At 55.9% G+C, this 16,775-nt stretch carries 15 protein-coding genes and 1 pseudogene; 9 read left to right on the top strand and 7 right to left on the bottom strand.

Annotated elements, in window-relative coordinates; genetic code table 11:
• Window positions 1-456 carry a hypothetical protein gene (locus tag Q8M42_RS07865; protein WP_167143973.1) on the top strand — a complete coding sequence of 152 codons (456 nt, stop codon included), beginning with the start codon at window positions 1-3 and terminating at the stop codon, window positions 454-456.
• A gap of 38 nt (window positions 457-494) precedes the next feature.
• Here the strand turns inward: Q8M42_RS07865 and Q8M42_RS07870 are convergent.
• The 4 genes and pseudogenes from Q8M42_RS07870 to cadR all read right to left on the bottom strand — a co-directional run.
• Window positions 495-751, bottom strand: a pseudogene (locus Q8M42_RS07870) (HipA domain-containing protein); the annotation flags it as partial.
• A gap of 143 nt (window positions 752-894) precedes the next feature.
• Window positions 895-1,539, bottom strand: coding sequence for a thioredoxin domain-containing protein (locus Q8M42_RS07875; RefSeq protein WP_167143970.1), 645 nt, complete (start codon window positions 1,537-1,539; stop codon window positions 895-897).
• Window positions 1,536-1,973: a disulfide bond formation protein B gene (locus Q8M42_RS07880; RefSeq protein WP_167143966.1), complete on the bottom strand. Its 438-nt coding sequence runs from the start codon at window positions 1,971-1,973 to the stop codon at window positions 1,536-1,538. The genes Q8M42_RS07875 and Q8M42_RS07880 overlap by 4 nt, the downstream gene beginning before the upstream one ends.
• A gap of 261 nt (window positions 1,974-2,234) precedes the next feature.
• Window positions 2,235-2,687 carry a Cd(II)/Pb(II)-responsive transcriptional regulator gene (gene cadR / locus Q8M42_RS07885; protein ID WP_167143962.1) on the bottom strand — a complete coding sequence of 151 codons (453 nt, stop codon included), beginning with the start codon at window positions 2,685-2,687 and terminating at the stop codon, window positions 2,235-2,237.
• 235 nt (window positions 2,688-2,922) lie between these two features.
• Between cadR and Q8M42_RS07890 the strand changes: the two genes are divergently transcribed.
• The 8 genes from Q8M42_RS07890 (at window position 2,923) to Q8M42_RS07925 (ending at window position 11,563) form a co-directional block, all read left to right on the top strand.
• Window positions 2,923-5,205 carry a heavy metal translocating P-type ATPase gene (locus tag Q8M42_RS07890; protein WP_167144326.1) on the top strand — a complete coding sequence of 761 codons (2,283 nt, stop codon included), beginning with the start codon at window positions 2,923-2,925 and terminating at the stop codon, window positions 5,203-5,205.
• A 16-nt stretch (window positions 5,206-5,221) separates the two neighbouring features.
• Complete coding sequence (locus tag Q8M42_RS07895; protein WP_167143959.1) at window positions 5,222-5,569, top strand: DUF3703 domain-containing protein; 348 nt, start codon at window positions 5,222-5,224, stop codon at window positions 5,567-5,569.
• Window positions 5,566-6,078: a signal peptidase II gene (lspA, locus tag Q8M42_RS07900; protein WP_167143956.1), complete on the top strand. Its 513-nt coding sequence runs from the start codon at window positions 5,566-5,568 to the stop codon at window positions 6,076-6,078. The genes Q8M42_RS07895 and lspA overlap by 4 nt, the downstream gene beginning before the upstream one ends.
• A complete protein-coding gene (locus tag Q8M42_RS07905; RefSeq protein ID WP_167143953.1) occupies window positions 6,075-6,821 on the top strand; it encodes an AraC family transcriptional regulator in 747 nt (248 codons plus the stop codon). The genes lspA and Q8M42_RS07905 overlap by 4 nt, the downstream gene beginning before the upstream one ends.
• A gap of 68 nt (window positions 6,822-6,889) precedes the next feature.
• Window positions 6,890-7,759, top strand: a complete 870-nt coding sequence (locus Q8M42_RS07910) for a sterol desaturase family protein (RefSeq protein ID WP_257776551.1) — start codon at window positions 6,890-6,892, stop codon at window positions 7,757-7,759.
• 625 nt (window positions 7,760-8,384) lie between these two features.
• Window positions 8,385-9,710 carry an OprD family porin gene (locus Q8M42_RS07915; RefSeq protein WP_167143947.1) on the top strand — a complete coding sequence of 442 codons (1,326 nt, stop codon included), beginning with the start codon at window positions 8,385-8,387 and terminating at the stop codon, window positions 9,708-9,710.
• Window positions 9,711-9,857: 147 nt separating this feature from the next.
• A complete protein-coding gene (locus Q8M42_RS07920; protein ID WP_241693742.1) occupies window positions 9,858-10,136 on the top strand; it encodes a hypothetical protein in 279 nt (92 codons plus the stop codon).
• A 458-nt stretch (window positions 10,137-10,594) separates the two neighbouring features.
• Window positions 10,595-11,563 (top strand): arsenic resistance protein, encoded by a 969-nt coding sequence (locus Q8M42_RS07925; RefSeq protein ID WP_167143944.1) that lies wholly within the window; start codon window positions 10,595-10,597, stop codon window positions 11,561-11,563.
• A 106-nt stretch (window positions 11,564-11,669) separates the two neighbouring features.
• Here Q8M42_RS07925 and Q8M42_RS07930 read toward each other — a convergent pair whose 3' ends face one another.
• The 3 genes from Q8M42_RS07930 to Q8M42_RS07940 are packed head-to-tail and all read right to left on the bottom strand — an operon-like array spanning window position 11,670 to window position 16,749.
• A complete protein-coding gene (locus Q8M42_RS07930; protein ID WP_090256270.1) occupies window positions 11,670-14,792 on the bottom strand; it encodes an efflux RND transporter permease subunit in 3,123 nt (1,040 codons plus the stop codon).
• A gap of 11 nt (window positions 14,793-14,803) precedes the next feature.
• Window positions 14,804-15,145, bottom strand: a complete 342-nt coding sequence (locus Q8M42_RS07935) for a P-II family nitrogen regulator (protein ID WP_090256271.1) — start codon at window positions 15,143-15,145, stop codon at window positions 14,804-14,806.
• A gap of 14 nt (window positions 15,146-15,159) precedes the next feature.
• A complete protein-coding gene (locus tag Q8M42_RS07940) occupies window positions 15,160-16,749 on the bottom strand; it encodes an efflux RND transporter periplasmic adaptor subunit (RefSeq protein WP_143003858.1) in 1,590 nt (529 codons plus the stop codon).
• Window positions 16,750-16,775 lie beyond the last annotated feature (26 nt).

A 16,775-nucleotide genomic window follows, 5' to 3' on the forward strand; every position in this document is an offset into this window, starting at 1 on the left:
GTGACTACGTCTACTGAGCAATGGGGTAAAGCTTTTTCGGTATTGCAACAATTTGAAAGACAGCTGATAGATCCTTCAAACTTTGGGTGGAAGTATATTACCGATAAGTCTGGTGTATCTAAGCCGACCCTTTGGCGAAACAAGGAATTTGAAAAAGAGTTTCAACGTATTAAGGAAGTTGTCAAAAGTTATGCTCGTGGTGAGAAACAGTTCGATCAAGAGGTTTCACTGAAAGCGGCCAGAGATCGTGATCGAGATCACCAGATCGAGGTGCTCAAGGCACAGGTCCAGGAGTTGACGAAGCAATTAAATAGGGAGCGCGAAAGACTCATATACGCCTCTATGATTGCTCGCCGTAAGAATATCGATCCTGCGGAATTCTTAGATGAGAGCCCAGTGTTTCGTAAGCCTGCCAAAGGCGGCTCGGTGGTCAAGCTGCCATCAAAGGGGCACTAGCCAAGTCGGGTGCCATCATCTGGCTTTGTACTGGCATTTAAGGCCAAATAGCTCTTGCTGTACTTTTGCTCCGCGGCCAGCCCCTCAATGCCACCCTGTCCTCGAAACCGATGGGGTTGAGCTTCTCATCTCGGTCGATGCGGCGCATAACTAACTACTTGGCGTTGGCGGAGAGATAGAGTTCCGGCACCGCAATTCCCGCCGCCCTTGCCGCGGACATACAACGGTACTCGTTTACCGCCAACCTCGATAACTCCTCCTGGCCGCCCTTGATGATCAGGCCAGAGGTTTTCGAGGCGAGACCTGGCACATAGCAGGCTGCCAACCACATAAGTAACCCGAAAATACTGGCCACAATCGGCGGAGGTATCCTGTTTTCCAGTGTTCGCATAAAAGTGCTCGATAACGCAGCCACAGCGTTTGCGCCAGTCGCTATGTTTAGCGTACTTTTTGCAGTTCGCTCTGCACTAGTTCTAGCAGCGGCTCCGGGCCGAACTTCGTCAGCAGCGTGCCGTTGACGAAGAAAGTTGGCGTGCCTTGAATCCCCACTTTCTTAACGTCCGCTGCGTCTTTAGCCAGGATGTCGTCGATAGCCGGCGAGTTCATCGTGGCGCGGGCCTTCTCGACATCCAGGCCAACTGCTGCTGCGGCTTCCCAGGCCTTCTGCGCTTTCGCGTCGTCATGCCACAGCGGCTGGGCCTCCAGCACGGCTGCTAGCACAGGCTCGTAAAGCCCCTGCATTCGCGCCGTCTCCAGCAGGCGCACGGCCTCTTCTGAACCTTTGTGGAACAACACATAGCGCACGACCAGACGCACGTCCTGTGGGTACTGCGCCATGATTTGCTTTACGTAGGGGAAGAACGCCCGGCAGCTTTCGCACGATGGGTCGAAGAACTCGACGATGGTGACCGGCGCCTTGATTGGCCCAAGGGTTGGCGAGTGGAAACGTACCAACGAACTGCTCGCCTGGGTGACTGCTTGAGTCTCCTGAGGTGCTGAAAAACGCTGATAGAGCACTGCCGCAGCGATAAAGCCGGCAATGGTTACAGCGCTGATGGTCAGTACGATGGCACGTCTATTCATACAAGGGTTCTCCGGCGAATCAGGGCAAGAAGCAAGACGATGGCGGTGAAAGCCGCCAGGGAAAGCAGCGGCAGCGGCACGCTACCAAAGATCAGCATATCGGCCCCGGAACAGGAGGTTCCGGCGCTACACGGCTTGAGGTTTTCTGGAAGTATGCCCATGAACAGCAGGGAGTGATACAGGGCGATTGCCCAACCGATAACGGCCAGGGGCAAGGCGTAAAGCCAAACGGCGAAGTCCGCGCGATAACAGGCGACCGTCAGCATTACCCCCAAAGGAAACATGAAGATGCGCTGGAACCAGCACAGCACGCATGGGGTTTTGCCCATGACTTCACCGATAAACAAGGCGGCTAGGGTTGCGGCCACAGCCAGCAACCACACAGAGAGCAGCAAACCCCAGGGGTTAGCGGAGGGGTGACTCTGGCTTCTCATCGTTATTTACTCGCCATTTTCCTTAAATAGGGATGGCACGTTAGCGGGCCCGCAGCAGCTGTCGATTGGCTTTGTGTTACAGCATGCGTCCTGCACAGGAACCGGTCGATTCGCTTGGCGTTGCAACCAGCAGGCACAGCAACTATCGAGCTGGGCGGTTCATCTTGATGACGAAGCTCCCATTAAGGCTGGGGCTGGCAACTACAACGTGAATCGCGCCGGGGGTTTGTAAATACTTTCCGCGCTCTTCTAAGGCGATGGTCAATGACGGTGGCTTTTCCCAACATGGGTGTGCCCGTCATCCGGAAGCGCATTGACTCCGCCAGTGGTGTTCAGGCGCTGGAGGATTCCGCACTCGTCTACGCCCCGCTCAGAAGCGCAGCGGTGGCGCAACTCAACCAGCTGTTTTTGCAGCGCCAACAGGCTGGTCACGCGTGCTTGCACATGCTCAATGTGCTCATCCACTAAGCTATTTACACCCTCACAGTTTTCCTCTGGCCGATCCATCAGCGCCAGCAAACTTCTGATCTCGTCCAGGGTCATGTCCAGCGTTCGGCAGTTGCGAATGAACGTAAGCCGCTCAAGGTGCTCACTGCTGTACAGGCGGTAGTTACCCTCGCTGCGAGCCGGAGCCGGCAACAGCCCCTCGCGCTCGTAATAGCGAACCGTTTCAACCTGGCAATCGGCAAGCTTGGCCAGCTCTCCAATTTTCATGAAATACCTCTTCGACAAACGCTTGACCCTGTAGTGGCTTCAGGGTGTTCACTCTGCATAACTGATCAATGAGGATACCCCCATGGCTGGCTGCTGCAGTGATGAACACAAACCTGAAGCGGTTTCAAATGATGTCTGCTGTGACCCCAATGAGGCAATTAAGTGCTCCTCCGCTACAGCCTCAACGGTAAATGCCGTAGCTGGCTCCAGGCTCAGCAGCTTTCGCATTGCGCAAATGGACTGCCCTACCGAACAGTCGCTGATTCAGGACAAGCTGAGCAAGCTCGCAGGCGTAGATAAGCTCGACTTCAACCTGATCAAACGGATTCTTGGGGTATGGCACAACTTGCCGTCGACCGCCCCCATCGAGGAGGCGATCTTGTCCCTGGGAATGCAGGCAGAACCGCTCTCTGCTGAAGGGCAAGCCCGCATCAAAATTGAACAGATGGACTGCCCAACGGAAGAAAAGCTGATCCGCGACAAGCTCTCCTCAGTGCCCGGCATCAGCGCGCTGGAGTTCAACCTGCTGCAACGCGTACTGACGTTTAGCCACACAGCAGAAGCATTGCCAGCAGCACTGGCCGCGATTCGCGACCTTGGTTTCACGCCAGTGGTTGAGGATTCAGCAACAGCAAATGAAGAAGCGCAAGGAACCCCGCGCAAGAAAGCCTGGTGGCCCTTGGCGCTCTCGGGCGTGGCCGCCGTATCGGCGGAAGTGATCCACTTTGCCGAGCTTGCGCCAGATTGGGCTGTGGCTGGCGTGGCGCTGCTCGCCATTCTGCTGTGCGGCCTAACGACCTATAAAAAGGGCTGGATCGCGCTGAAGAACCGCAACCTGAACATCAATGCGCTGATGAGTATCGCGGTGACCGGTGCGGTGCTGATTGGGCAATGGCCAGAAGCGGCCATGGTCATGTTCCTCTTTTCTGTAGCAGAACTGATCGAAGCGAAGTCATTGGATCGGGCTCGCAATGCCATCCGCGGCCTGATGGATCTGACGCCGGAGCGCGCCACGGTGCAGCAGATCGATGGCACATGGCTTGAAGTTGACGTTAAAACTATCGCCGTAGGCGCATTGGTCAGGGTAAGACCGGGCGAACGAATCGGTCTCGACGGCGAGGTTACGTCCGGCAACTCCACCATCAACCAAGCGCCCATCACGGGGGAAAGCCTGCCCGTAGAGAAAACCATTGGCGACCCGGTTTTTGCAGGAACCATCAACGAAGCCGGCTCCCTGGAATACCGCGTCCTAGCCGCCGCTGCCAACACCACGCTGGCACGTATCATTCACGCGGTCGAAGAGGCGCAGGGTTCACGTGCGCCGACCCAGCGCTTTGTCGATCAATTCGCCAAGGTATACACCCCTGTCGTATTCCTATTCGCCCTAGCTATCGCCATTGTGCCGCCACTCTTCATGGCCGAGCCCTGGTACGACTGGATCTACCGTGCTTTGGTGCTGCTGGTGGTCGCCTGCCCTTGCGCCTTGGTCATATCGACGCCCGTCACCATTGTCAGTGGCCTGGCAGCGGCGGCGCGTAAAGGCATTCTGGTCAAAGGCGGCGTCTATCTGGAAATCGGTGGCAAGCTTGGCTTCCTGGCACTCGACAAAACCGGAACCATTACTCATGGCAAGCCGGTACAGACCGATTACATGCCGTTGGTTGAACAGGATTCAGAACTCTACCGTACTCATGCTGCCAGCCTCGCCAGTCGCTCTGACCACCCGGTTTCGCAGGCAATAGCCAAGCATGCCACTGAGAATGGCCTGACGTTTGCTGCCGTTGAGGGATTCGAAGCCCTGCCGGGTCGAGGTGTTCGAGGCACCATCGAAGGCATAGATTTCCACCTGGGTAACCACCGCCTGGTGGAAGAGCTTGGCCTCTGCTCACCCGAGCTGGAAGCGACGCTGGAGCGTCTCGAACGCCAAGGTAAAACAGTGGTGGTGCTGTGCAATCCGCAGCGTGCCATTGCCCTGTTCGCCGTTGCCGATACCGTCAAGGACTCCAGCCGCCAGGCAATTGAGGAGCTTCACGCGCTTGGCGTGAAGACCACAATGCTGACCGGCGATAACCCGCACACCGCAGATGCGATTGCACAGCAGGTAGGCATCGACGAGGCACGCGGCAACCTTCTGCCAGTCGACAAATTGCAGGCCATTGAAGCATTGCAGGCGCGCGGCTACGTTGTAGGGATGGTCGGCGATGGCATCAACGATGCGCCGGCGCTGGCGAAGTCTGAAATCGGTTTCGCCATGGCCGCCGCCGGCACGGACACGGCCATCGAAACTGCGGATGTGGCCTTGATGGATGACGACCTGCGCAAGATCCCGGCCTTCATCCGCCTGTCTCAACAGACCGCCGTCATCCTCAAGCAGAACATCGTGCTGGCGTTAGGGATCAAGGCCCTGTTTCTCGCCATTACCTTAACGGGGCAGGCGACGATGTGGATGGCCGTCTTTGCCGACATGGGTGTCAGTCTGCTGGTGGTGTTCAACGGCCTGCGCCTGCTTAAAAAGTAGGGTTGGAGGATTGAAGATGAAAGCAGCATTGCAACTCGCAATTGAACAAGCCTTTCAGCAGGCCCGGCAGGCCATGCAGGAACAGCGCAGTACAGATGCCTTTCAATGGCTGGAGCGCGCGCACATCCTGACTCAGCGCCAACCTTTGCTGCATGCCAGGTCACACTGGCTGATGCTCACGCTCGGCTGGCAAATTGGCGATTATCGCGAGGTGGCGGGGCAAATACCGCGCATTGTCGCGGCCCTGCTGTTTTCCAGAATTTGGGTGCCCATCGGCAATACCGGCCGCTCGAGGATCAGTGCTTTCGCGCCCATGCCCATCTCTCAGGAGTTGCAGCGACTTCTCCAAGGAGGAGAACAATGAAGTCACTTCCTGGAGTGACACACTTTATCGCTCCCTGGCGTTGGTGGACGCTAGCGCTGGCCATTGCCTCGGCCGACCAAGCGCTCAAGAGCGCAATTGCGGGGGCGCTACCGGTCGGCAGCGTCATTCCGCTGGCCCCGTTCTTCAATCTGGTTCATTTCTGGAATACCGGTGCAGCGTTCAGCTTCCTGGCTGACGCGGGTGGTTGGCAGCGTTACTTTTTCAGCGTCATCGCCTTGGTCGTTTCGGTGGTGCTGGCTCTGATATTGCGTAAACCCAGAGCCAACAGCGAAGCCCTAGGCTATAGCCTCATCTTAGGCGGTGCCGTTGGCAATCTGATTGATCGAGCCTCGCAAGGCCATGTGATCGACTACCTGGATTTTTACTGGCAGTCCTGGCATTGGCCTGCGTTTAACCTGGCGGATATCGGTATCGTCGGTGGTGCGACCATGTTGATCCTGAGCAGCTTACTGAACCCGAATGAGGAAACCGGCCGAGCCAGAGAATGAAAGACTTGCCCTCAACAGGCGCGGTGCGCTGGGCAGGCCATGCCTGGGTGGGGCCCGGCATCGGCATCTTTCATGGCCGTGCCGGCCACCAGGATTGGCACCACCATCAGGCACATCAGATCTCAGCGGGTCTCGATTCACCTGTATTGGTTGAAACGCCGCTGGGCATTCAAACAGGATCGGCCGTCTTCATCCCGGCCGGCTTGCCGCATCGGCTCAGCGCCAACCGAGTGCTATCGATCTATCTGGATGCAGTGTCCGATGAGGCGCGTGCTTTGTGTGGCAGCGAAACAGCGCGGGTGATTGAGATCGCGCCGGGGGATATCACGCCGATTATCGAGGCGCTACGTGAGCCAGGGCACACTGCACTTCAGGTAAGAGCGGGGGTGCGCCAATCACTGCAACTTTCCGATCCGCCGCCTTCAGATCCTCGTTTGACCACTGTGGTTGAGGCGCTGCGTAGTGGCCAAATGGGACGCGACGAAATGGCCGCGTTGGTGCATTTATCCCCCTCACGGTTTTCCCACTGGTTTGTAGAGCAAACCGGCCTGCCGCTGCGCAGCTATGCGAAATGGTTGCGTCTCACGCAGGCCCTGCAATATGTGGCCAAAGGTGTACGACTAACCGAAGCAGCTCATGCAGCGGGCTTTTCTGACTCGGCGCATTTCTCCCGGACATTCCGGACGCTGCTGGGCATCGATCCTTCTTCCGCACTGGCTGAGGTCGATCTTCAGGAGTCATAGCTCTTTCGTTCAAGCCGAAAGCGGGTCTCCCCACATACAGTCATGGCTCCCTACCCAGGAGCTGAGCGATGCCTATTTTCCTGCGATTCCCCCTACGCTGGCTGAGCTATCCACTTGTGTTTGGTGGCTGTGCCGCCTTCATGCTCTGGGCGCTGTACGCGGGAGTGCCGTATTGGCCCACCACACCGGTAGTCGCCGCGGTGGGTCTGTTAAGCGTCGCGGGGTTAGAGCGCATCCAGCCTTTTCGCGAAGCCTGGCTTGAGGATCATCAAGACACCGCGACCGACCTACTGCACATGCTGGTGAATCTCTCCGTCATCCAGTTCACCGCTGAAATCCTGGCCAGGCTGGGCGATGCAGTGCCAGCTACGGTTCGTCTCTTCCCAGTCGAGAGCCCACTTTGGCTGCAACTGCTGCTGGTCGCCGCCGTGCTCGATCTGAGCCTGTATGCCATGCATCGTATCAGCCACCATGTACCCTGGCTGTGGCGTTTTCACATGATTCATCACAGCGCCGAGCGGCTGTACTGGATCAACGGGGAGCGCCGACACCCCTTGCACGCCGCACTCATGGCCGGTCCGGGGCTGGTGATTCTGCTCGCATCAGGTGCTCCATCCGCAGTGGTTGCTACCTGGTTTGGCATTTTGACCGTGCACTTGGCGTTCCAGCATGCAAACCTGGACTACCGACTGGGATGGCTGCGCCACATCATCGGGGTTGCTGAAATTCATCGCTGGCATCACAAGCGCGACTTTGCGGATGCCCAGGTTAACTTCGGAGAGTTTCTGATGGTGTGGGATCGACTGTTTGGCACGTTCTACGACAGCGCAGGGAAGCTGGGAGAGGCAGAGGTTGGATTGCATGAAAAGGACTATCCCAAAGACTACCTTGGACAGTTGACCGAACCCTTTGGGCGAGACCTTACAAGCCAAGGCTAACGGATTCTCTTGCGAAGGGCTGCCGCTAGGTGCAACACGATGCCCCTAGTGAGTGGCTCTGGCTAGCTGATGAAAGCGCGCGCCCGTTGAGCCGATGCCACCCAACGTAAGCTCGCTCGCCCGCAACCAATGTGAGCCCAAGGCTATGCCAGTCGCAGTTAATCTGAGCTGGAGATCGCATCGATTGCGAGCTCGGCCGAACTCAAACGCGAGCTGATTCAACTACTGGTTCATGGCTCGAAACCATCAGCAGAGTGGTGCACAACCACTGGAATGGGCGACTCATATCCTCTGGAGCAAGTGGCCCATTTCACTGCAATACATAGCGTTGCAGTGAGCTGATCGCCTCTCTAGCGAATGACCTGGGCCAACCCAAGCTGGGCGCTCTCACGGCCTATACGCCGTTTTTGTTGAAAACCTGCACTTAAATGTCGCTTTAAGACAACTTTTATTGCCGCCTTGTGAAGATTACAGAATTGTAATTTTCCAATCATCTTCAAGTTATCTTCAGCTTGCAAGGATAGGGCTCAGCTCCCCAAAGGCGCAGAGCGCTTGAGGGTGCAATACCTATAAGAACGCCATGGCGAAAACTAGACTAATAACTGCCAATATAAAGGAGCAATAAATGCTTAATAAAACCAAACTATCCCTTGCAGTATTTTCGGCGATTGTCAGTGCAGCTCCGCTCATGGCGGCCGCAGAAGAGCAAGCCGAAGGTTTTGTAGAAGGTAGCAGTTTCAATATTCTCAACCGTAACTTCTACATGAACCGTGACTTTCGTAAAGGTCAGTCGAGCAACACTGACAATGGTTATACTGAAGCTTGGGCACACGGCATCATTGGCCAGTTCGAGTCGGGCTTTACCCAAGGCACCGTAGGCTTTGGTATTGATGCCTTCGCCATGCTCGGCCTTAAACTGGATACCGGGGATGGTCGATATGGCCCAGGTGGTACTGTTAATCTGCTGCCGGTAAATAGTGATGGTGAAGCTGAAGATAACTACTCCAAAGTGGGTGGTGCAGTAAAAGCCCGGCTATTCGACACCGTTGTCAAAGTGGGTGATGTGTTCCCCATGACTCCGGTGGTTCACTACGGTGACTCCCGCCTGCTACCGGAAAGCTTTCGCGGCGTTACGGTTGAGAACACCAGCTTTGATGGTTTGACCCTTCAGGGTGGCCGCCTGCATGCCATGAGCCAGCCGCAGGTCAGCACCATGCGTGATGAATTCGCAACCTTCTATGCGGGCTCTGTCGCGTCGCCATGGGTTGCCTATTTCGGCGGTGACTATTCGCTAAATGACAACCTGAGCTTTAGTCTCTATAGCAGCCAACTCAAGGATGCTTGGAAGCAGCACTATGCCGGTACGTCCTTCACCTACCCGCTGACCGACAGTGTTTCCTTGTTCGGTGGTTTGAACTACTACAAAGCTGTCGATGACGGCCAGCAGCTGCTGGGTGAGTTCGATAACGACATTTACAGCGGCAAAGTGGGTGTGCAGTTCGGTGCACACAGCGTTGCCCTGTCGCACCAGCGCAACAACGGCGACGATGATTTCGACTACCTGCGCCAGTCTGATTCCATCTTCCTCGACAACTCTATTCAGTACAGCGACTTCAACTCGCCGAAAGAGAAGTCCTGGATGCTGCGCTACGACCTAGATATGGCCAGCTATGGCGTTCCTGGACTGACCTTCATGACGCGCTATGCGCTGGGTACAGATGCGGACTACTCCGACGCCAACAATGTGTATATGCGTCGTGATGCCGATGGTAATCCGCTGACCGACCAGAAGCGCTGGGAGCGCAACATCGAAGCCAAGTACGTCGTACAAGCTGGCTCGCTGAAAGATATGTCCTTCCGCGTTCGCCAGATGACTACCCGCGCAACGGATTACGAGTCGGATCTGGACGAGGTTCGTCTGATCGTCGAGTACCCACTGAGCGTGCTCTAAAAATGGATGGGCGGGCGGGCTCTAAAAGCCCTGCCCGCTCATGCATAACAAGATAGATAGTTATTAGATTTCAAGAATGTAATGTTGAGCTCACGCTGCTGTTAGCTTCACCCCCGTAAAATTCACTCGAACTTGCAGAACTTGTCCATGAACCTCGACAAGCTACTAATTGAATTTTACGAGGCCTGCCTTATGAAGATGTTGAAAGCTCTAGTTATTGGATCGGTACTTCTTGTCGGCTCCACACAGACTTATGCAGAAGATGGCTATGATCGCTCAATGAAAGCTCAGGAAAAATTTCGAGCAGATCAAAAACGAATTCACGGAACTGAGCCTTCTGCCAAACCGGCGGACGAACTAAAGGTTAAGACCAGCAACCAAAATCGGGCCAATACCGATATTAAAAAAGAAACCAACGCTGACTAACCGCCCACTTCCGAACGATGTTCACCTCTAGAAGCTCCCGAGCTCCTTTGGAAAGAGGTGTACCCTAAGCGCCCTTCGGGGCGCTTTTTTTATTTAATCTTTAATAAAAAAGACTCACTGGGAGTTTAAACCTCCAAGCTAGAAAACTAACTCTACTCTTCCGCAAGTCATTCATGTCTGCAACAAGCCATCGCTGTCAGCGTGTAGCAAGAAGGGCAAAATGATACCGGTGCAGGCCTTTAGATTGATCTGCCTGATATCTGCAAAGGCACTGGCTATCACCCCGATGCTAGAACACGGTGTCATTTGAATACCGCGCCCTTGCACCGTCAGCAGATACCTACTCAATAGCTAGACGCCGTGCCCATCTCAATTTTTCATGATTCAGGCCATCCAAGAGTATCGCCGCGCTCTCCGCTACCTCATGTAAGCTGAAGTTTTTACTCCTTGAGGATGCTATGAGTAGGGATGCGCTTGAACAAAACCAGATACCGATCTATTTCGTTGCGGTCATTGCAGCGGCAATCGGTGGGTTAATAGCTCCTGCAGCTACGCAGAGCCTGAACGCATTAGTGACCCCGACTATCGCCGTGCTGATGTACGCGATGTTCCTGCAAATCCCCTTTCTTGATTTCCGCGAGAGTCTTAGCAACAAACGCTTCATGTCTGCCTTGCTGATCGCCAATTTTGTACTGATTCCACTGTTGGTGTGGGCACTAACCAGAGGGCTCGCAGAACACCCGGCAGTACTAATCGGCGCTCTTCTGGTTTTGCTCACTCCCTGTATCGACTACGTGGTGGTATTTACGCACATAGGCAGAGGCGACTCGCGTGCGATTCTTGCAGCAACCCCCATCCTCTTGCTGTTGCAACTTGTGCTGTTGCCTGTGTATTTGGCTTTTATGCTAGGGGAGCAATCCCAAGTCGTTATCTCGATAGCGCCTTTCGCTGAAGCCTTTCTCGCACTGATTGTCGTGCCTTTATTGCTCGCGGTGGCTACAGCAGCCTTGGCTAAGCGCTCGCGGATCGTAGGTCGCTGGAACACCGTATGGGCATGGATGCCAGTCCCTGCGATGGCGGCAGTTCTCATTGCGGTGGTTGGGTCGCAAATCTCGCCAGTGGTACGTGATATCGACCAGCTTTTACCGGTGATCCCGGTGTATATCGGTTTCATGCTTTTGGCCCCCGTAGTGGGCGCACTCGCTTCAAAAGCTTATAAACTGCCCGCCTCGACGGCGAGAGCGGTTACTTTCAGTACCGCCACACGTAACTCGTTGGTGGTTCTTCCGCTGGCCCTGGCATTACCTGAAGAAATACGAGGGCTTGCAGCCGCAGCGGTCATCACCCAGACACTGGTTGAGTTGGTGGGTGAACTTGTCTACATCCGGGCAGTGCCGATTCTCATCTGGCGTAAAAAAAGCCGCTGAGGACGTCACGGCACAGTCACCGCCCACATTGAGCGGTATTTACGGTAAGCAAAAAGCCCCGCTCAAGAGCGGGGCTTTTCAGTTGCAAACGAATAGCGCTGTGAACTTAGCGCAGACGATGGGCCAAGCGGTAGAGCAATGGCAAAACCAGCAGCGTCAGCGCTGTTGAGGACAGAATTCCGCCAATCACTACCGTCGCCAGAGGGCGCTGAACTTCCGCGCCCGTACCGATGGCAGTGGCCATTGGAATAAAGCCCAGAGACGCCACCAAAGCAGTCATCAGCACTGGCCGTAGGCGCGTCAATGCGCCTTCGCGGATGGCCTCGTCCAGCCCCATGCCGTTCTCACGCAAACTGCGAATGAAGGAAATCATTACCAGGCCGTTGAGCACCGCCACGCCCGACAAAGCAATGAAACCCACGCCCGCGGAGATCGAGAGCGGAATATCTCGCAGCCACAAGGCCATGATCCCGCCTGTCAGCGCGAAGGGCACGCCGGTGAACACCAGCAGGCCATCTTTGACATTGCCGAACATCATAAAGAGCAGTGTGAACACCAGCAGCAATGAGACCGGTACGACAATCTGCAGGCGCTTGGCCGCCGACTGAAGCTGCTCGAAGGTGCCGCCCCAGGTCGTCCAGTAGCCTGTAGGGACGCTAACCGCCTGGGCGATCTTGCTCTCGGCCTCGGCGACAAATGAGCCGATATCGCGACCGCGAACGTTAGCGGTGACCACCACGCGGCGCTTGCCACTTTCACGGCTGATCTGGTTCGGCCCCGGTGCGGACACCACACTCGCCACATCAGCCAAGCGCACAAACCCTGGGCCATCCAACCCATCGCCATTGGCCAGACGAATAGGTAGCTGCTGGATCTTGTCGACATCATTGCGCCACTCGTCCGCCAGGCGAACTTGGATATCGAAACGCCGGTCACCTTCAAACAGTGCACCCGCCTCGCGCCCGCCGATGGCGGTGGAAATGGCGTCCTGAATCTCCGAGACATTCAAACCGAATCGTGCGGCTTTCTCACGGTCGATTTGTACGCTGAGCATCGGCAGACCGGTGGTCTGTTCGACCTTCACATCAGCTGCTCCTGGAATACCCTCCAGCACCTCAGCGATTTGCTCGGCGGTCTCGTTCATCACATCCATGTCATCGCCAAACACTTTCACTGCGACGTCACTGCGTACGCCGGAGATCAGCTCGTTGAAGCGCATCTGAATGGGCTGAGTGAACTCATAGTTGTTGCCGGAAACCTGTTCAACCGCCTCCTGCATCGCCGCAACCAAATCGGCTTTGCTGCGATCAGGATCGGGCCACTGGTCGCGCGGCTTTAGCATGACAAAGTTGTCCGCCACGTTCGGCGGCATTGGATCGGTTGCGACTTCAGCAGTTCCAAGCTTGGCGAACACCGTATCAACCTCGGCAAAGGATTTGATTCGTTGTTCGAGTTGCACCTGCATTTCAATTGCTTGCGAAAGGCTAGTGCCAGGAATACGCAGGGCATGCAAAGCGATATCGCCCTCATCCAGGCTCGGCACGAACTCACTGCCCATCCGCGAAGCAGCTAAACCAGAAAGCACCATGATGACTGTCGCAATGGTCAGCACTAACGGCTTGCTGACCATGACCCAATCTAGCAACGGCGCGTAGCCTTGCTTGACCCAGGCCATTAGCCGATTTTCTTTTTCACTGACGTTGCCATTGAGGAACAGTGCAACAGCTGCCGGGACGAATGTCACCGAGAGGATCATGGCTCCGAACAGGGCTGTCACCACGGTGAACGCCATTGGGTGGAACATCTTGCCTTCCACGCCGGTGAGCGCAAATATCGGCAGGTACACCACCATAATGATCAGTTGGCCGAACAGCAGTGGACGACGCGCCTCCTTCGACGCCGCGAACACCTCATGGAAGCGCTCATTACGGGTCAACGTTCGGCCTGCTGCGGCCTGGGCGTGAGCCAAACGACGCACGCAGTTCTCTACGATCACCACGGCACCATCGATGATGATGCCGAAATCGAGTGCGCCAAGGCTCATCAGGTTCGCGCTGACCTTGTTGCTGACCATGCCCGTAAAGGTGAACAGCATCGACAGCGGAATCACCATTGCGGTGATGAGGGCCGCCCGAATGTTACCCAGGAACAGGAACAGGATAGCGATAACCAGCAGAGCGCCTTCGATCAGATTCTTCTTCACCGTATTGATGGCCTTATCGACCAATACAGTGCGGTCATAGACCGTCTTCGCTATGACTCCTTTCGGCAGGTTGCGATTGATCTCCTTTATGCGCTGGTCGACAGCCTGCGATACATAGCGGCTGTTCTCACCAATCAACATAAAGGCAGTGCCGAGCACCACCTCCTGGCCGTTCTCAGTAGCGGCCCCGGTGCGCAGCTCCTTACCCAGGCCAACCTCGGCCACATCACCGATGCGCACAGGAACACCATCGGTGTTCTTGATGATGATGTTGGCGATGTCAGCGATATTGCCGACTTGTCCCGGAGCGCGGATCAGGTACTGCTCGCCGCTGCGTTCGATGTAGCCCGCACCAACGTTGGCATTATTGCTCTCCAACGCAACCACAATGTCCTGCAGGCTGAGGCCATGTGCGACCAGGCGCTCCGGCTTGGGTGAAACCTGGAACTCCTTGGCATAACCGCCAATGGTGTTGATCTCGGTAACACCTTTGACGGTTCGCAGTTGCGGCTTGACGATCCAGTCCTGAATCTCACGCAAATCCATCGGAGTATAGGCGCTGCCATCCGGCTTCTTCGCACCGTCTTGCGCCTCGATGGTCCACATGTAGATCTCGCCCAGACCAGAAGCGATTGGCCCCATGCTCGGCGACAGATCACTGGGTAGATTGCTACGCGCTTCCTGTATCCGCTCATTCACCAACTGACGAGCGAAGTAGATGTCTGTGCCGTCTTCGAAAATGACGGTGACCTGCGACAACCCGTAGCGTGAGATTGAACGCGTTTCCTGTAAGTTGGGCAGCCCAGCCATTACCGATTCAATCGGAAAGGTCACGCGTTGCTCAGTTTCCAGTGGCGAGTAGCCCTTTGCCTCGGTATTGATCTGCACCTGCACGTTGGTGATGTCGGGAACCGCATCAATCGGCAACTTCTGGTAGCTGTAAACACCCAACGCCGCCATGCCGAGCACAGCCAGCAAGACTAGCCAGCGCTGGTCGATGGCGAAGCGAATTAATCGTTCGTACATGTCAATTTCCCCTAAAGCGCAGCATCACCGCGCTCTCCAGTACGGATGCGCAATGCGTCGGTCAAAGGGGCCACGGCGACGATTCCATCACCGGGAACACCTGTGTGGGCGGCCTTCTCGATGGCATGGACGATCTCATCGGCAACCTCATCGGAGCAGAACGCCAGCAGCACGAGATGCTGATGGGCGTCTGGATTCCATTCGTCTGCGATATATCCATGATCCTTGCCGTGACCACGCGGATGACCATGGGCTGGCAGGATGGTGAATCCTGGTAGATGCGGCAGTGCGTGCAGCGCTTGCTCGACGGCTTCAAGCCGGATCGGACGAAAAATAGCTGTAACTTGTTTCATAGCTCGACTCCGAATTAGTGGTCATGGCTCGCGCCGGCTTTGCCAAGCTCAGCTTTGATCAGGAAGCTGTTCTTCAGCGCGTATCGATCGCCCGCCTTCAGACCCGAGATAACCTCGACGAAGTGGCCGTCGGATTTGCCCAGCTCAAGAGGCCGAGCTTCTAGCTGGTTATCGAAGCGGCCGAACACTACCTGCCAATCGCGAACGGTCTGGATCGCTTCGACCGCTACTGCAACGGGAACGTCGTTCTCCTGGGCAATCACCTCGACCGTCACTGGCAAACCAGGCCGCCATATCCGATCTGGGTTGGCTAGCACGATGCGAGCAGTCGCCGAGCGGGTTTGCGCCCCAACCAGAGCGCTGACATAGGAAATGGAGCCCTTAGCCGTGGCGGCGAATGCGCTGGAGCTCACGACAACGTTTTGCCCTTCGGCGATTACGCCCAAGTCTTTCGCCGCGACGGTTGAGTCCACCCATACGGTCGACAAATCCGAGACGGTAAAGACTGCGGAGTCCTCTTTGAGTACTTCACCAACAGAGATGCTTTTGCTGGTTATCACGCCATCGATAGGGGCACGAATCTCGAATTCGGTGAGATTCTGGCCTTTGGCCGGGGCACCGCCCAGCGAAGCGATTTGTTGCTGGACGCGCTGCACTGCGATAGCAGCTTCCTGCATGGCAACTTGCGCCTGCAGGAAGTCCTGCTCGGCGGAAATCTTCTCTTCCCACAATTGCTTTTCACGTGCATAGGTCGTGCGGGCAAGCGCAGAGCGTTGCTGGGCGGCCATTAGCTCGCCACGCAGTTCGGCCAGCGCCTGGCTGGAGATTTTGGCCAATACCTGACCCTTGCTGACCGTATCGCCAGCACTAACCGCCACCGAGTCGACGCGCCCGGCAAGTTGCGGGGTCACCTGAACCGTGCGGTCACCGTTGTAACGAACCTCGCCGAGCACTTGCAGCGTGGAGGCGATTTTCGCTGGACCAGCAGTGGCGAGCGTGACGCCACCCTGCTCAAGCTGCGCATCCGTCATCGTCACGCGGCCCTCAACCTGCTCGTAACCGAACGAATAGCTCTTGCCACTGTGCTTGGCGCTGATGGAAACCTGGAATGAATGCGGCTCTACAACCGCGGCATCGCCACGTAGGTAGTCATTCTCTTTGCTGAAATTGATGATTTGCGCAGGTTGGCCAAGACGCAACAAGGTCACCTGTACCGTGCTTTCAGTAGGATTTAAAAGCTTACCGTCCAGGTAGGTATAGAGCCTGAACTGAGGCTCTACGCCCTCCTCAAAAATCGTCACTTCAAGTGCATAATCACCCTCGGTGAAAAGCTTGCCGCCATGCTCGCCCTTGGTGGGTTCTACAGTTTCATGGTGCTCTTTATCTGCATGCTCATCGGCCTCTTCATGCTCGTCGGCCGAAGCCTCCCCGTGGTGCTCGGGATCTGCGTGAGCCGATACATCCTCATGACTCTCATCATGGCCATGGCCTTCCTCCCCGGACTTACCAGGGCTACCACTTAGAATCAGACCCGCCACGGCTAAACCGATGACGACAACAGCCACAATCATCAGCCACTGCTTTCTGGGAGTTGTTGATGCCATTGGTAACTCCAAATTATCAAAAGTAT

Origin of the sequence: Pseudomonas sp. (assembly GCF_030684895.1) — a bacterium.
Lineage (GTDB): Bacteria > Pseudomonadota > Gammaproteobacteria > Pseudomonadales > Pseudomonadaceae > Aquipseudomonas.

Excerpts from the sequence above, each read along its gene's own strand:
- Q8M42_RS07875 (WP_167143970.1), bottom strand. The coding sequence starts at position 1,539 with ATGAATAGACGTGCCATCGTACTGACCATCAGCGCTGTAACCATTGCC.
- Q8M42_RS07880 (WP_167143966.1), bottom strand. The coding sequence starts at position 1,973 with ATGAGAAGCCAGAGTCACCCCTCCGCTAACCCCTGGGGTTTGCTGCTC.
- cadR (WP_167143962.1), bottom strand. The coding sequence starts at position 2,687 with ATGAAAATTGGAGAGCTGGCCAAGCTTGCCGATTGCCAGGTTGAAACG.
- Q8M42_RS07890 (WP_167144326.1), top strand. The coding sequence starts at position 2,923 with ATGGACTGCCCTACCGAACAGTCGCTGATTCAGGACAAGCTGAGCAAG.
- Q8M42_RS07895 (WP_167143959.1), top strand. The coding sequence starts at position 5,222 with ATGAAAGCAGCATTGCAACTCGCAATTGAACAAGCCTTTCAGCAGGCC.
- lspA (WP_167143956.1), top strand. The coding sequence starts at position 5,566 with ATGAAGTCACTTCCTGGAGTGACACACTTTATCGCTCCCTGGCGTTGG.
- Q8M42_RS07905 (WP_167143953.1), top strand. The coding sequence starts at position 6,075 with ATGAAAGACTTGCCCTCAACAGGCGCGGTGCGCTGGGCAGGCCATGCC.
- Q8M42_RS07910 (WP_257776551.1), top strand. The coding sequence starts at position 6,890 with ATGCCTATTTTCCTGCGATTCCCCCTACGCTGGCTGAGCTATCCACTT.
- Q8M42_RS07915 (WP_167143947.1), top strand. The coding sequence starts at position 8,385 with ATGCTTAATAAAACCAAACTATCCCTTGCAGTATTTTCGGCGATTGTC.
- Q8M42_RS07920 (WP_241693742.1), top strand. The coding sequence starts at position 9,858 with ATGAACCTCGACAAGCTACTAATTGAATTTTACGAGGCCTGCCTTATG.
- Q8M42_RS07925 (WP_167143944.1), top strand. The coding sequence starts at position 10,595 with ATGAGTAGGGATGCGCTTGAACAAAACCAGATACCGATCTATTTCGTT.
- Q8M42_RS07930 (WP_090256270.1), bottom strand. The coding sequence starts at position 14,792 with ATGTACGAACGATTAATTCGCTTCGCCATCGACCAGCGCTGGCTAGTC.
- Q8M42_RS07935 (WP_090256271.1), bottom strand. The coding sequence starts at position 15,145 with ATGAAACAAGTTACAGCTATTTTTCGTCCGATCCGGCTTGAAGCCGTC.
- Q8M42_RS07940 (WP_143003858.1), bottom strand. The coding sequence starts at position 16,749 with ATGGCATCAACAACTCCCAGAAAGCAGTGGCTGATGATTGTGGCTGTT.